A 12,654-nucleotide genomic window follows, 5' to 3' on the forward strand; every position below is an offset into this window, starting at 1 on the left:
GCACGCGCAAGAGCCTATACCTCGTGCGTTGTTTCCCGGTGTTTGGCGATGGACCTTGATTACTTCGGGTCGGAGCAGGACGTTCAAACGCTCGAACGGCAGCTGGTGGCCGCGGAGGGAGCGGCGCGATTGCCGTTGCTGACGGCGCTGGCGTGGTACCTGCGCCAGCGCGACACGCGGCGCGCGGTGGCGCTGGCCGACGAGGCCCAGGTGCTGCTGATCGCCGGTGAGACCACCGCTGAGCGGCAGGCGAGCCGCTGCGCGGCGCGCCTGGCCCTGGTGCAGGGCGAGGCGAAATGGCTGTTCGCCGAGCTGGAAGCGGCCCGGCACTGGCTGTCGCAGGCGCAACGGCGCTTCGAGGCGGTCGGCGATTTCGGCGGCGTGGGCGACGTCGCGCTGGCGCTGGCGACGCTGCTGCAGTACCACGGCGACGAGCCGCTGCAGGCACGCGAGTGCTTTGCCGCGGCCCAGTCCGCCTACCGCCGGGCCGGCGACGGGCTGCGGCAACGCTGTGCCGAGGCCAGCCTCGCGCTGGGCCTGTTCATGCAGGAGCCTGCGGCGGCCGTCGCGCGCTGGGGCGACGTCTTCGACGGCGCCACCGCGTCCGGCCACGGCGGCGTCGATGCGCGCATCGCGCTGCTGAACGGCTGGTTCGCCCAGTTCCGCGGCGACCTGGTGCAGGAGATCGCCTGCCACCAGCGCGCGTTCTCGCTGGCGCTGGCCGCGGGCCAGCTGCGCACGGCGATCATCGCGGCCGGCAATGTCTCGCGGGCGTTCGCCAGCCTGAACGATCCGGCCCAGGCGCTGGCCTGGGCGGAGCGCGCGATCGCGCTGGCCCGGCGAACGGAATGGCCGGCCACGCTGGCCTTCAGCCTCAGCTGGGTGAGCATGGCGCTGCACCAGATGGGCCGCTCGGCGGCGGCGCGCGACCTGCTGAGCGAAGGCCTGGCCGGGCTGGGGCGCCGCGCCGGCAGCTTCCATTCGATCGCGTCGACGCTGCTCGGCGACGTGTGCTTCAGCCTCGGCGAATACGCCGCCGCGGCCGACGCGTATGCGGTCACCGAGGACAACGAGCGCCGGGCCGGGCGCGCCACCTGGTACCTGGCCGACGCGCTGCGCGGCAAGTCGCTCGTGCTGTCGCGCTTTCGACGCCGCGATGAGGCCATCGCCGCCGCCGAGGAGGCGCTGGCGATCCACGTCAAGGCGGGCGTCCGGTGGCGGCAGGCCGCCTGCCTGCAGGCGCTGGCGACGATCGCCAGCGAACACCGGCTGCCACCGCCGGTCGGCTCGGCGGCGGCCAGCGGGGCGATCCACTACCTCGAACAGGCGCTCGCCATCGACGAAGGCACGCTCGGCAAGACCGTGTCCGACGAGCTGTGCAGCGACCTGTCGCGCGAGTACGAAGCGGTGGGCGACCTGGCGCGTGCCCTCGGCTTCGAGCGGCGCGCCGCCGCGACGCGCATGCGCATCCAGTCGAAGAAGGCGACCGACCTGGGCACGGCGATGCAGGTGCGCTTCGAGACCGAGCGCGCCAAGGCCGAATCCGAGCACCTGCGCGTGCTGGCCGAATCGGAGGCGCGCCGCGCCGACGCGGAGGCCGCGGCCAACCGGGCCAAGAGTGCCTTCCTGGCCAACATGAGCCACGAGCTGCGCTCGCCGCTGAACGCGATGCTGGGTTTCTCGCGCCTGCTGCTGCGCGACGAGACCCTGGGCGAGCGGGCGCGCCGCGACGTGGCCACCGTGCTGTCCAGCGGCGAGCACCTGTACCAGGTGGTGAACCAGGTGCTGGACCTGTCGAAGATCGAGGCCGGGCGCATGAGCGTGCAACTGGTGACCTTCAACCTGCACACCGTGCTGCACGAGCTGGAAGAGGTGTTCGTGCTGGGCGCTCGGCAGAAGGGCCTGCAGCTCGTCGTGCAGGCCGTGCAGCCGCTGCCGGTGCGCGTGCAGGCCGATGTCGTGAAACTGCGCCAGGTGCTGGTCAACCTGTTGAGCAACGCAATCAAGTTCACGCCGCACGGCCGCGTGAGCCTGACGGTGCAGGCGGCCGGCGCAGGCCGCCTGCGCTGGCGCGTCGCCGACACCGGCGTGGGCATCGCGGCCCACGAGCTGGGGCAGCTGGGCGTCGCGTTCATGCAGGCGCAGGCCGGGCGGCAGGCCGCCGAGGGCACGGGCCTCGGGCTGGCGCTGAGCCGGGCCTTCGTGCAGCTGATGGGCGGCGAGCTGCGCTTGTCGAGCACGCCCGGCACGGGCACGACGGCGCAGTTCGAGATCCCGGTGCAGTTGCCCGAAGCCGACGCGGCGGCGGTCGAAGCGGCCGCACCCCGGCGCGCGATCTCGCTGGCCGCGGGCACGCCGGAGCAGCGCATCCTGGTGGTCGATGACCTGGCCGAGAGCCGGGCGCTGCTGGCGCGGCTGCTGCAGCCGCTGGGTTTCGCGGTGCGCGAAGCCGCCAATGGCCAGGAGGCGCTGGACGCGTGGCGGCAATGGCAGCCGCACCTGATCCTGATGGACATGCGCATGCCGGTGATGGATGGGCGCGAGGCCACGCGGCGCCTGCGGGCCGCCGAGCCGCGCCGCGCCACCGTCGTGATCGCGCTGACGGCGAGCAGCTTCGACGAGCAGCGCGACGAGTTCCTGGCGCTGGGCTGCGATGAATTCCTGGCCAAGCCTTTCAAGGAGGAGGCCTTGCTGCAGGCCATCGGGCAGCAACTGGGCCTGCGCTACGAATACGAACACCCGCTGCCGGCCGAGAACGGGCCGGCGCTCGACCTGCGGCGCCTGGCGCAGGTGCCGCAAGCGTCGCTGGCCCGCCTGCGCAGCGCGCTGGAACACGGCGACGTGCAGGCGATCGAGCTGGCGCTGCAGGACCTGCGGCCCTGCGATCCCGACACGTTCGCAGCCCTGGCGGGGATGGCGGCGCGGTTCGAGTTCAAGCGCATCCACGCCGTGCTGAAAAGCCTGGCCCTCACTTCCGGAGAAACCTCATGAACACGATGCGTCGCCGATTCCTGCGTCACAGTGCCGCCGCGCTGGCGTGTGCCGGCCTCGTCGGGCCGCGCATCGCGCGCGCCCAGGTGCCGATCGACACGCTGCGCATCGTCGTCGGCTTCGCGGCCGGCGGCACCGCCGACCTGCTCGCGCGCAGCGTGGCCGAGGCCTTGCGCGGCAGCCATGCCCGCACCACCCTCGTCGACAACAAGCCGGGTGCCGGCGGGCAGTTGGCCATCCTGGCCGTGAGGGGCGCGCCGGCCGACGGCAGCACGCTGCTGCTCACGCCGTCGTCGATGCTGACGATCTTTCCGCACACCTACAAGCAGCTGCAGTACGACCCGGTGAAGGACGTGGTGCCGGTGTCGCTGGCCAGCGTCTTCGATCTGGCCTTCGCGGTCGGGCCGCTGGTGGACGCATCGGTCGGCACCCTGCAGGAGTTCCTCGCATGGGCCCGCGCCCATCCCGAATCCGCCGGCTACGGCTCGCCGGCGGCCGGCTCGTCGCCGCATTTCGTCGGCGAGATGCTCAGCCGCGCCGGCAGCGCCAACCTGCGCCACGTGCCGTACCGCGGCAGCCAGCTTGCGGTGCTGGACCTGAGCAGCGGGCAGGTGGCCGCCGTGTCGGCGCCGCTGGGCGACCTGCTGCCGCACCTGCCGGCCGGGCGCATCCGGCTGCTCGCGGTGTGCGGCACCCGGCGCAGCCGCTTCGCGCCGCAGGTGCCCACCTTCGTGGAGCAGGGCCTGAAGGACATCGTCGCCGACGGCTGGTTCGGCTTCTACCTGCCCGGCGCGGCGAGCCCGGAGACTGCGCAGCGCGCCAACGCCGCACTGCGGGCCGCGCTGGCGAAGCCGTCGATGGTCGACGAGTTCGCGCAGATGGGCCTGGAGGTGAGCGGTTCCAGCCCGGCCGAACTGGCGGGCCTGCAGCGGCGCGACTCCGAACGCTGGGCGGGGGTCGTCAAGGCGGTCGGCTTCACGGCGATCTGATCATCGTCGACACTGGCCGCATGCATGAACAGCAAGCGCTGGCCCGCGCACGGGCCCTGATCTCGCGCGGCGGTCGCCGCATCCTGGGCCTGGTGGGGCCGCCCGGCGCCGGCAAGTCGACCGTCGCGCAGCAGCTGGTCGAGGCGCTGGGCGGTGCGGCGGTGCTGTTGCCGATGGACGGCTTCCATCTCGCGAACGTCGAGCTGGCCCGCCTCGGCCGGGCCGGCCGCAAGGGCGCGCCGGACACCTTCGACGCGGCCGGCTACGTCGCGCTGCTGCAGCGCGTGCGTGCGCAGCGCGAGGGCATCGTCTACGCGCCGGAGTTCCGCCGCGAGATCGAGGAACCGATCGCTTCGGCCATCCCGATCGCCGCCGAGGTGCCGCTGGTGGTCACCGAAGGCAACTACCTGCTGCTCGACCAGCACGGCTGGGGCGGCGTGCGGCCGCTGCTCGACGAGGCCTGGTTCGTCGAGGTCGACGAGGCCGTGCGCCGGCGGCGCCTGGTCGAGCGCCACATGCGCTTCGGCCGCAGCGAGGCGGACGCACGGGCCTGGGAGGCCGGCACCGACCAGCCGAATGCGGTGCTGATCGCCGGCACCGCCGCGCGCGCCGACTGGCGCTGCGCCGTCGGCTGACCGCTTACTTGCGGCTGTAGGTGATCTTCCTGGCGCCGCCTTCGCAGCTGCCGACCACCTTGGCATCGCCGACTTTGTCGGTGTCGACGATCTCCAGCACGTAGCCGGTGACCTGCTTGCCGTCGAGCTTGGTGGCGATCTCGGTCTTCAGTTCGTCGCACGACTTGCCGGCGGCGAAGGCCGGGGCGGCGGCGAGCAGCAGTGCGGACAGGGCGAGGGTGGCTTTCATCGAGGTTCTCCGTGGGGTGGTTTGGATTGTTCGGGCGCGCATGGTGCCATGCCGCGCGGGGTCAGGGACAGCTGCGCACTTCGCGGCCGGTCCATTTGAGCGCCGGGTCGGGCCGCTGCAGCTGGTCCGACAGCACGCCGCTCAGCCGGCCGCTGTTGCCGAACGCGAAGTTGCCGCCGTAGTCGATGTCGGCGATCAGCCAGCGGCCGTCGATGCGGTTCAGCAGCACGGTGTCGGTCCAGCCGGTGGCGTCGGTCTTGCCGCCGTCGTCGAAGAACATGCGCACCGGCACCCACGCGATGTCGCGGCCGAGCCGCGCCGGCTGGGCCTTCACGCGGGTCGGGCCTTCGAACAGGCTGGAGTAGAGGTCGCCTTCGACGAAGGGCGGCTTGTCGCCCGGCACGGTGGCGAGGAAGGCCTCGTCGTAGCGGTGCGCGGTCTTCAGCAGGCAGTGCAGGCGCGGCGTGATCATCGCGCCGATCAGCTGCAGCGCCGGGCCGTCGGGCGCTCCGCCGTTCGGCAGCTGGGCGATGCGCAGTTCATAGAACGCCTGCACGGCGGCCTGCGGCCCGGGCGCGGGCTCGGCCGCGGCTGCGGCCAGCGCCGGGCCGGCGAGCAGCCAGGCCATCCACCGGCACAGGCTCATCGGGCCACCGCCTTGCGCGAGCCGTCCTCGAACAGCTCGTCGTCGCGCAGCAACTGGCCGGCTTCATCCCATTCGCGCTCGCGCGACAGCTTGCCGCGGGCGTCGTAGCTGCGTTCGCTGCGCAGCCGGCCCTGGTCGTCGTACTGCTTGTGCGCGGCCAGCGGCGTGCTGTCGTAGCGGTCGGCGACGAGCCAGCTGCCTTCGAAGGCGACGCGGCCGTTGTCGTGGTAGCGCGTGTCGCGGCGCACCGGCTTGCCGTCGACGGCGACGAACTCCTGCTTCTCGCGCGGCTGGCCGTTCAGGTACCAGCGCTGCTCCAGCAGCAGCTCGCTGCCGCGCTCGGTGGGGGTCCAGCGGCGTTCGCGCACCAGCGTGCCGTTCTCGTGGAACTCCTGGTCGAGCGTGGTGATGCGGCGCGGGCGCTCGGCCGTTCCGGCGCGCACCCATTGCACTTCGCGGCGCTTGACGCCGTCCTCGGCGAAGTTGCGGTCGATGCCGCCGGTCTCGGTGCGCTCGCTGGTCTCGGCGGGCTTGCCGTTGTCCCACAGCGATTCGCTGCGCACGCGCTCGCCGCGCAGCAGCACCAGGCGGCTGCGCTCGCGGCCGTCGTGGCCGAACAGCGTGACCTGGCCCGGGCTGCCCTTGAAGCCGCACCAGGCGGCATCGTCGGCATGCGGCGCGAACAGCGGGCGCGGGCCGCAACGCAGCGCCGACAGCTGGCCGCGCGCGGTGAACTCGGCCACCGCCAGCTCGCGACCGTCGTCGTCGTTGAAGCTCAGCCGGCCCAGCGGGCCGTTGGCATGCCAGCTGCGCGACAGCCCGATGCGCGTGCCGTTGCGGAAGCTCTCTTCGCGCAGCACCGGGTTGTTGCCTTCGGTGGCGGCGAATTCGCGCGCGAGGCCGTCGCGGTTGCCGCGCTCGTTGGTGTTGAACTCGCTTTGCAGCACACCCTTGCGGTAGTAGCGCATCACGCCCATGAAGACGCCGTCGCGCAGCTCCTGGTCGCGCTGCAGCGGACCGCCGGCACCGTCGCGGCAATGCATCGTGCCGCTCCTGCCCTTCGTCGTGTGGCCGTTGGCCGGGTCGACCGGCTGGCCGTCGAGGTCGCAGACGAGGAGGGCGTGGGCCGCCAGCGGCGCCAGCGCGAGCGAGAGCAGGAGGGCGGCGGATCGGTGCATCGGCGGATTGTCCCCGGCGCCGCGGCGGGCGGTCGCGGCAGCAAGTCACGCTCGGCAAGACTTCGGGAGATTATTGTTTGGCAGAAACTCTTCTGCGACACTCGCGGCCATGAAAGAACCCGCCCTGAGCCGCGCGCTCGCTGCCGCCTGCGTGCTGCTGGCCGTCCTGTTGCCGCTGGCCACGGCGATCGCGCTGTGGCTGCTGCCGCTGCCGGCGTGGCCGGCGCGTTTCGGCGTCGCCGGCTTCGGCGGCCCGGCCGCCCAGCTGGAACCCTGGCAGGTCGACGTCGCGTGGCTGGCCGGCATGCTGCCGGTGTCGTGTGCGGCCTGTGGCCTGTGGCATGCGCGGCGCTGCTTCCAGAGCTTTGCGCGGGGGGACTACTTCAACGAGACGGCGGTCGGCAGCCTGCGCGGCCTCAGCATCGGCATGCTGGCGGCGGCGGTGGCCGGGCTGGTGGCGCCGAGCCTGGTGTCGGTGGCGCTGAGCTGGAACCTCGGCCCCGGGCACCGGTCGCTGGCGGTCGGTTTCGGATCGAACGACCTGCTGTTGCTGCTGTTCGCGGCGGTGGTGTGGCAGATCGCGGCGGTGATGCGGCGCGCGGTGGCCATCGCCCGCGAGAACGAGGCCTTCGTTTGAGATGCCCATCGTCGTCACGCTCGACGTCGTGCTGGCCGACCGCAAGGTGAAGTCGAAGGCGCTGGCCGAATACATCGGCATCACCGAGGCCAACCTGTCGCTGCTGAAGCAGGGCAAGGTCAAGGGCGTGCGCTTCGACACCTTGCAGCGCATCTGCGAGTACCTGCAGTGCCAGCCCGGCGACCTGCTGGCCTGGGAGCCCGATGAGCCCCCGTAGCCCGGATGCCAATCCGGGACATGTCGGACAAACCCCGGATTGGCATCCGGGCCCTCGGGGGATCGGTCGATGTACCCATCGACCGAGGGGGCGTCACTTCACTCGCCAGATCACGTTGCCGACGTCATCTGCGACCAACAAGGCCCCTTGCTTGTCGAGCGCGACGCCCACTGGCCGGCCCATCGCATTGCCCTCGGACGACAGGAAGCCGCCCAGCACGTCGACCGGCGGACCGGCCGGCTTGCCCTGCGCGAACGGCACGAAGATCACCTTGTAGCCGCTGTGGGGCTTGCGGTTCCACGAGCCGTGCTGGCCGACGAACATGCCGTCGGCGAACGCGGCCGGCAGCGAGTTGCCGCGGGCCGACGCGAGGCCGAGCGACGCGGTGTGCGGCCCGAGCGCGTAGTCGGGCGCGATCGCCTTGGCGACCATCTCGGGCCGCGCCGGCTTGACGCGCTCGTCGACGTGGGCGCCGTAGTAGCTGAAGGGCCAGCCGTAGAAGGCACCGTCCTTCACCGACGTCATGTAGTCGGGCACGAGGTCGCTGCCGATCTCGTCTCGTTCGTTGACGACGGTCCACAGCGCGCCGGTCTGCGGCTCGAAGGCCAGGCCGTTCGGGTTGCGCAGGCCGGAGGCGAACACGCGGTGCGCGCCGGTCTTCGTGTCCACCTCCCAGATCGCCGCGCGGCCTTCTTCGGCGGCCAGGCCGTTCTCGCCGACGTTGCTGTTGGAACCGGTGGTGACGTAGAGCTTGCTGCCGTCGGCGTTGGCGATCAGGTTCTTGGTCCAGTGGTGGTTGATGGTGCCGGCAGGCAGGTCGACCAGCTTGCTGCCGCTGCCTTGCAGCTGCGTTGCGCCCGGCGTGTAGTCGAAGCGCACGACTGCATCGGTATTGGCGACGTAGAACGCGTTGCCGACCAGGGCCATGCCGAAGGGCGACTGCAGGTTCGCGATGAAGACGCTGCGGGTTTCGGCCACGCCGTCGCCATCGGCATCGCGCAGCAGCGTGATGCGGTTGGCGCTGGGCACGCCGGCGCCGGCCTTCTTCATCGTCATCTTCATGAACCAGCCGCGGATGCCCTTGCCGTCGTCGGGTTTCGGCGGGGCGTTGGTCTCGGCGACCAGCACGTCGCCGTTGGGCAGCACGCTGATCCAGCGCGGGTGCTCGAGGCCGGTGGCGAAGGCCTGCACCCGGGTGCCGGGGGCCGACGTGGGCTTGACGCCGCTTGGCCAACCGGTGGCGGGGGCGATGTTGACCAGCGGGATCAGGCTCTTGTTCGGTGGCGGCAGTTGCGGGTTCGGGCCGGTGCCGTCGGCGACCTGCAGGTTGGCGGTGCCGCCGCAGGCGGCCACGACGAGCAATGCGGCCAGGGGAAGAGGGCGGAGGTTCATGGCGGCACTGTCCGGCCGCGCGCGCGAGAGAGGTGTAGGCCGATGGCTCGATACCGTGTCGGACAGCGCAGGGGCAGCCGGTTTGTGGGCATCGTCTGACAGGGATTGGCGACGCAGGCTGACGGCAGGGGCCGGGAGGGGCTTCTAAGGTTGAGGCGTCTCAGGACAAGGCTGCAGGTGGCGCGTGCGCTGCTGCAACAGGCTCAACCAGATCGCCCCCGGGCGTACGACAGGAGAATGACCATGAACAAGCACACTTTGACGACGACGGCCGCTGCGGCATTGCTGGTATCGGTGGCCCTGGTGGGCTGCGGCAAGCGCGATGCAGCGGAATCCACGGCCGCCAAGACGAATGATGGCGTGATCGCCCAGGCCGAGCAGAAGGGCCGCGACCTGCAGGCCGATGCCTCGCGCGGCATGGACCAGGCCAAGCAGGCTGGCCGCGACATGGCCGACGACGCCAAGGCCGCGACCACGAAGGCCGGCGACAAGGTGGCCGATGCGGTGATCACGACGACCGTGAACGCAGAACTGGCCAAGGACTCGAGCCTCAGCGCGTTGAAGATCAACGTCGACACGGCCGACGGGCGCGTGGCGCTGCGCGGCACGGCGCCGAGCGAAGCCGCCCGCGAGCGTGCGACTCAGCTGGCGTCGAACGTGAAGGGCGTGGTCAGTGTCGACAACCAGTTGACGGTGGAGCCGGCGAAGGGCTGACGCGACTCATTGGGTCTCGTCGGGGGGCGCTGCGCTTTCGCGCGTGGCGCTCGTTGATCTGACTGGCCCGGTACTGAGTTCCCGACGATGACCCTGCCTTAGCAGCGTCTTCTCTCGGCGGGTCTGCGTCAATCTCCGTGACTCCGCTTGGAGTATCCCTTCAGGGGATTTCGCGATACGGGCCCTGTCGCGAAGTCTGTTTGCAGCCTCGATGTTTCGGAATTTCAACGGAGAGGTAGAGCACACCGTGCGACCTTCGCCGGCATGATCGCCTCTTGATTTCGTCCTGGCACGTCGGTCATCCGGGCGTGGCGAAGTTAGCGGGCTCGCGGCCACGGAGCGCGCACGTTCTTCGCGGGAACGCCTTGCTTCTATAGCGCCCTGCTCGATCGTGGTCAACAACTGGTCCAAGGCTTCCCATGGGTTGTCCTGGGTCTGTGGGGGTTCGGCCACCGGTGCTCTTTCGGTCGTGCGTTTGCGCGGGCTGAAGAGTCGCGAAGCGATCGCACTGGGCCCAAACTTCTCACGCTTGGTTTCCGGGCTCAGCTGTGGACTCGACCGAGTTCGTGCCACCTTGCCGTTGACTTTGTCCCCCGACTTCGGCGTGATTCCTCGTTTCACCTGTGTGGTAGTGAGAGTGAGCGAAGCACTGTGTCGCTGACGGTTCACCTTTGGCGAGATCAGCGGCGATCGAGGTGGCATTGCCTGCACAGGCTTGCCGGTCGAAGTGGTTGAGGTCCGAAGTGGGGTTGAGTTGGCCAAGCGCAGCTCCTGTTCGATGGACGTGTGTCCAAGCCATGCCTGAGTGAGAGTCACAAGGAACTCAGTTCCATCTGCAGCGCGCAAAAGCAAAGGGCCACCCCAGGGTGGCCCTTATCGCTACCGAACAACGCTCGCGAAGAGCATCGACGGGATCTGGCGCCGGGTACGGGTTCCGGGTTCCGCCCAGTGGTGCGGTCGGTTTGTCGCCTTGATGGAGAAGGATTGTGCCGCAGCGATGTGACAGCGATCTTTCAAAAAGCGCTCTAAAAGCAACGCTTGTCATGCGATGTCAGGAGGGAGGGGCTAAGCTCCCGCCCTTGCGCGCGCGGAGCCACCCTCCGGCGGGCGCCGAAGTACCACCGTGGAGATCCTGCGTGTTTCGTTTGTTCGAGAGCCTGCTGCACCCGTACCCCGACACGGTGCCCGTTCCGCCGCCGCGCGGTTTCTTCTCCTTCGTGTGGGCCTGCACGCTGGGTTCGCGCCGCTTCGTGCTCGGCATGATGTCGCTCACGGCCCTGCTGGGCGTGTTCGAGGCGCTGCTGTTCAGCATGATGGGCCGCGTGGTCGACTGGCTGGGTGCGACCCCGGCTGCCGAGCTGTGGACGCAGCACCGCGGCACGTTGCTGTTGCTGGCCGCGATCCTGCTGGCCAGCCCGGTCGCGGTGGCGCTGCAGACGCTCTTCAAGCACCAGGCGCTGGCCGGCAACTTCCCGATGCGGCTGCGCTGGAACTTCCACCGGCTGATGCTCGCGCAGAGCATGAACTTCTACCAGGACGAGTTCGCCGGCCGCGTCGCGGCCAAGGTGATGCAGACTTCGCTGGCCGTGCGCGACACGGTGATGATCCTGACCGACATCCTGGTCTTCGTCGTCATCTACTTCACGACGATGGTGGTGGTGGTCGGCGCCTTCGACGCGCGGCTGCTGGTGCCGTTCCTGGCGTGGCTGGCACTCTACGTCTCGGCCCTGCGCTACTTCGTGCCGCGCCTGGGCAAGGTCGGCCAGGCACAGGCCGACGCGCGCTCGCTGATGACCGGCCGCATCACCGACGCCTACACCAACATCGCCACCGTCAAGCTGTTCTCGCACGCGCAGCGCGAGGCCGGCTTCGCCCGCTCGGCGATGCAGGAATTCATGCAGACGGCGTATGCGCAGATGCGCCTCGTCAGCGGCTTCGAGATCGTCAACCACAGCCTGAGCATCGGGCTGATCATGTCGACCACCGGCGCCACGCTGTGGCTGTGGGCCCAGGGCGAGCTGGGCATCGGCGCAGTCGCTGCGGGCACCGCGATGGCGCTGCGCCTGAACGGCATCTCGCACTGGATCATGTGGGAGATGGCCTCGCTGTTCGAGCACATCGGCACGGTGCATGACGGCATCAACACCCTGTCGCGCCCGCAGGCGGTGGTCGACCGGCCGGATGCGCGCCCGCTGGCGGTGACGCGCGGCGAGGTCCGCTTCGAGCAGGTGAGCTTCGCGTACGGCGGCAGCAGGCCGGTGATCGACAACCTGTCGCTGCACATCCGCCCGGGCGAGAAGATCGGGCTGGTCGGGCGCTCGGGCGCCGGCAAGTCGACCATCGTGAACCTGCTGCTGCGCTTCTACGACGTCGAGTCCGGCCGCGTGCTGGTCGACGGGCAGGACATCGCCGGCGTGACGCAGGACAGCCTGCGCGCGCAGGTCGGCATGGTGACGCAGGACACGTCGCTGCTGCACCGCTCGGTGCGCGACAACGTGCTCTACGGCCGGCCGGATGCGGACGACGCACAGATGATCGCGGCGGCGAAACGCGCCGAGGCGCACGAGTTCATCCAGGGCCTGACCGACCCGAAGGGGCGGCAGGCCTACGACGCACACGTCGGCGAGCGCGGCGTCAAGCTGTCGGGGGGCCAGCGCCAGCGCATCGCGATCGCGCGCGTGATGCTGAAGGACGCGCCGATCCTGCTGCTCGACGAGGCCACCAGCGCGCTCGACTCCGAGGTCGAGGCGGCGATCCAGGCCAGCCTGTACCGGCTGATGGAAGGCAAGACGGTGGTGGCGATCGCGCACCGCCTGTCGACCATCGCGGCGATGGACCGGCTGATCGTGCTCGACAAGGGGCGCATCGTCGAGGAAGGCGACCACCGCAGCCTGCTGGCCCAGGGCGGGCTGTATGCGCGCCTGTGGGCGCACCAGAGCGGTGGGTTCCTGGGGGAGGAGGCCGGCGACGAGGAGGTGCCGGTCAAGGCGGAGCAGGCCGCCGAGTCGCTCGCCTGAAGGCGACCC

11 protein-coding genes are annotated in these 12,654 nt (G+C 70.4%); 7 read left to right on the top strand and 4 right to left on the bottom strand.

Features of this window, described 5'->3' with window-relative positions; translation table 11 throughout:
* The first annotated feature begins 48 nt into the window (after positions 1–48).
* Genes AC1DYN_RS05310 through AC1DYN_RS05320 form a run of 3 tightly spaced genes read left to right on the top strand, consistent with a single transcriptional unit; the run spans position 49 to position 4,615 of the window.
* Entirely contained in the window at positions 49–2,991 is a 2,943-nt protein-coding gene (locus AC1DYN_RS05310; protein WP_477958067.1) for an ATP-binding protein, read from the top strand.
* Entirely contained in the window at positions 2,988–3,980 is a 993-nt protein-coding gene (locus AC1DYN_RS05315; RefSeq protein ID WP_477958068.1) for a Bug family tripartite tricarboxylate transporter substrate binding protein, read from the top strand. The genes AC1DYN_RS05310 and AC1DYN_RS05315 overlap by 4 nt, the downstream gene beginning before the upstream one ends.
* A 20-nt stretch (positions 3,981–4,000) precedes the next feature.
* Positions 4,001–4,615 (top strand): nucleoside/nucleotide kinase family protein, encoded by a 615-nt coding sequence (locus AC1DYN_RS05320; protein ID WP_477958069.1) that lies wholly within the window; start codon positions 4,001–4,003, stop codon positions 4,613–4,615.
* 4 nt (positions 4,616–4,619) lie between these two features.
* On the opposite strand, the gene AC1DYN_RS05325 is transcribed toward AC1DYN_RS05320, so the two are convergent.
* The 3 genes from AC1DYN_RS05325 to AC1DYN_RS05335 all read right to left on the bottom strand — a co-directional run bounded on the left by AC1DYN_RS05325 (position 4,620) and on the right by AC1DYN_RS05335 (position 6,668).
* A complete protein-coding gene (locus AC1DYN_RS05325; protein WP_477958070.1) occupies positions 4,620–4,844 on the bottom strand; it encodes a DUF1161 domain-containing protein in 225 nt (74 codons plus the stop codon).
* A 61-nt stretch (positions 4,845–4,905) separates the two neighbouring features.
* Complete coding sequence (locus AC1DYN_RS05330; RefSeq protein WP_477958071.1) at positions 4,906–5,490, bottom strand: YqhG/Tai3 family protein; 585 nt, start codon at positions 5,488–5,490, stop codon at positions 4,906–4,908.
* Positions 5,487–6,668, bottom strand: coding sequence for a toxin-antitoxin system YwqK family antitoxin (locus AC1DYN_RS05335; protein WP_477958072.1), 1,182 nt, complete (start codon positions 6,666–6,668; stop codon positions 5,487–5,489). The genes AC1DYN_RS05330 and AC1DYN_RS05335 overlap by 4 nt, the downstream gene beginning before the upstream one ends.
* 109 nt (positions 6,669–6,777) lie before the next feature.
* Here AC1DYN_RS05335 and AC1DYN_RS05340 point away from each other — a divergent pair, with 109 nt between their 5' ends.
* Together AC1DYN_RS05340 and AC1DYN_RS05345 are read left to right on the top strand one after the other, a co-directional pair.
* Positions 6,778–7,305 carry a DUF2975 domain-containing protein gene (locus AC1DYN_RS05340; protein WP_477958073.1) on the top strand — a complete coding sequence of 176 codons (528 nt, stop codon included), beginning with the start codon at positions 6,778–6,780 and terminating at the stop codon, positions 7,303–7,305.
* A 1-nt stretch (position 7,306) separates the two neighbouring features.
* Positions 7,307–7,522 carry a helix-turn-helix domain-containing protein gene (locus tag AC1DYN_RS05345; protein WP_477958074.1) on the top strand — a complete coding sequence of 72 codons (216 nt, stop codon included), beginning with the start codon at positions 7,307–7,309 and terminating at the stop codon, positions 7,520–7,522.
* A gap of 93 nt (positions 7,523–7,615) precedes the next feature.
* Here AC1DYN_RS05345 and AC1DYN_RS05350 read toward each other — a convergent pair whose 3' ends face one another.
* Complete coding sequence (locus tag AC1DYN_RS05350; protein WP_477958075.1) at positions 7,616–8,914, bottom strand: PQQ-dependent sugar dehydrogenase; 1,299 nt, start codon at positions 8,912–8,914, stop codon at positions 7,616–7,618.
* Between the two features lie 243 nt (positions 8,915–9,157).
* Here AC1DYN_RS05350 and AC1DYN_RS05355 point away from each other — a divergent pair, with 243 nt between their 5' ends.
* Both AC1DYN_RS05355 and AC1DYN_RS05360 read left to right on the top strand, forming a co-directional pair.
* The gene (locus tag AC1DYN_RS05355) at positions 9,158–9,628 is read left to right on the top strand and encodes a BON domain-containing protein (protein ID WP_477958076.1); all 471 of its coding nucleotides are present in this window, start codon (positions 9,158–9,160) and stop codon (positions 9,626–9,628) included.
* A gap of 1,136 nt (positions 9,629–10,764) precedes the next feature.
* The gene (locus AC1DYN_RS05360) at positions 10,765–12,645 is read left to right on the top strand and encodes an ABC transporter ATP-binding protein (protein WP_477958077.1); all 1,881 of its coding nucleotides are present in this window, start codon (positions 10,765–10,767) and stop codon (positions 12,643–12,645) included.
* Positions 12,646–12,654 lie beyond the last annotated feature (9 nt).

It is taken from the genome of Rhizobacter sp. P2_D12, from assembly GCF_056404395.1.

What these genes read in the sequence shown, in the direction of transcription:
- AC1DYN_RS05310 (WP_477958067.1), top strand. Translation starts at nt 49, where the DNA reads ATGGACCTTGATTACTTCGGGTCGGAGCAGGACGTTCAAACGCTCGAA.
- AC1DYN_RS05315 (WP_477958068.1), top strand. Translation starts at nt 2,988, where the DNA reads ATGAACACGATGCGTCGCCGATTCCTGCGTCACAGTGCCGCCGCGCTG.
- AC1DYN_RS05320 (WP_477958069.1), top strand. Translation starts at nt 4,001, where the DNA reads ATGCATGAACAGCAAGCGCTGGCCCGCGCACGGGCCCTGATCTCGCGC.
- AC1DYN_RS05325 (WP_477958070.1), bottom strand. Translation starts at nt 4,844, where the DNA reads ATGAAAGCCACCCTCGCCCTGTCCGCACTGCTGCTCGCCGCCGCCCCG.
- AC1DYN_RS05330 (WP_477958071.1), bottom strand. Translation starts at nt 5,490, where the DNA reads ATGAGCCTGTGCCGGTGGATGGCCTGGCTGCTCGCCGGCCCGGCGCTG.
- AC1DYN_RS05335 (WP_477958072.1), bottom strand. Translation starts at nt 6,668, where the DNA reads ATGCACCGATCCGCCGCCCTCCTGCTCTCGCTCGCGCTGGCGCCGCTG.
- AC1DYN_RS05340 (WP_477958073.1), top strand. Translation starts at nt 6,778, where the DNA reads ATGAAAGAACCCGCCCTGAGCCGCGCGCTCGCTGCCGCCTGCGTGCTG.
- AC1DYN_RS05345 (WP_477958074.1), top strand. Translation starts at nt 7,307, where the DNA reads ATGCCCATCGTCGTCACGCTCGACGTCGTGCTGGCCGACCGCAAGGTG.
- AC1DYN_RS05350 (WP_477958075.1), bottom strand. Translation starts at nt 8,914, where the DNA reads ATGAACCTCCGCCCTCTTCCCCTGGCCGCATTGCTCGTCGTGGCCGCC.
- AC1DYN_RS05355 (WP_477958076.1), top strand. Translation starts at nt 9,158, where the DNA reads ATGAACAAGCACACTTTGACGACGACGGCCGCTGCGGCATTGCTGGTA.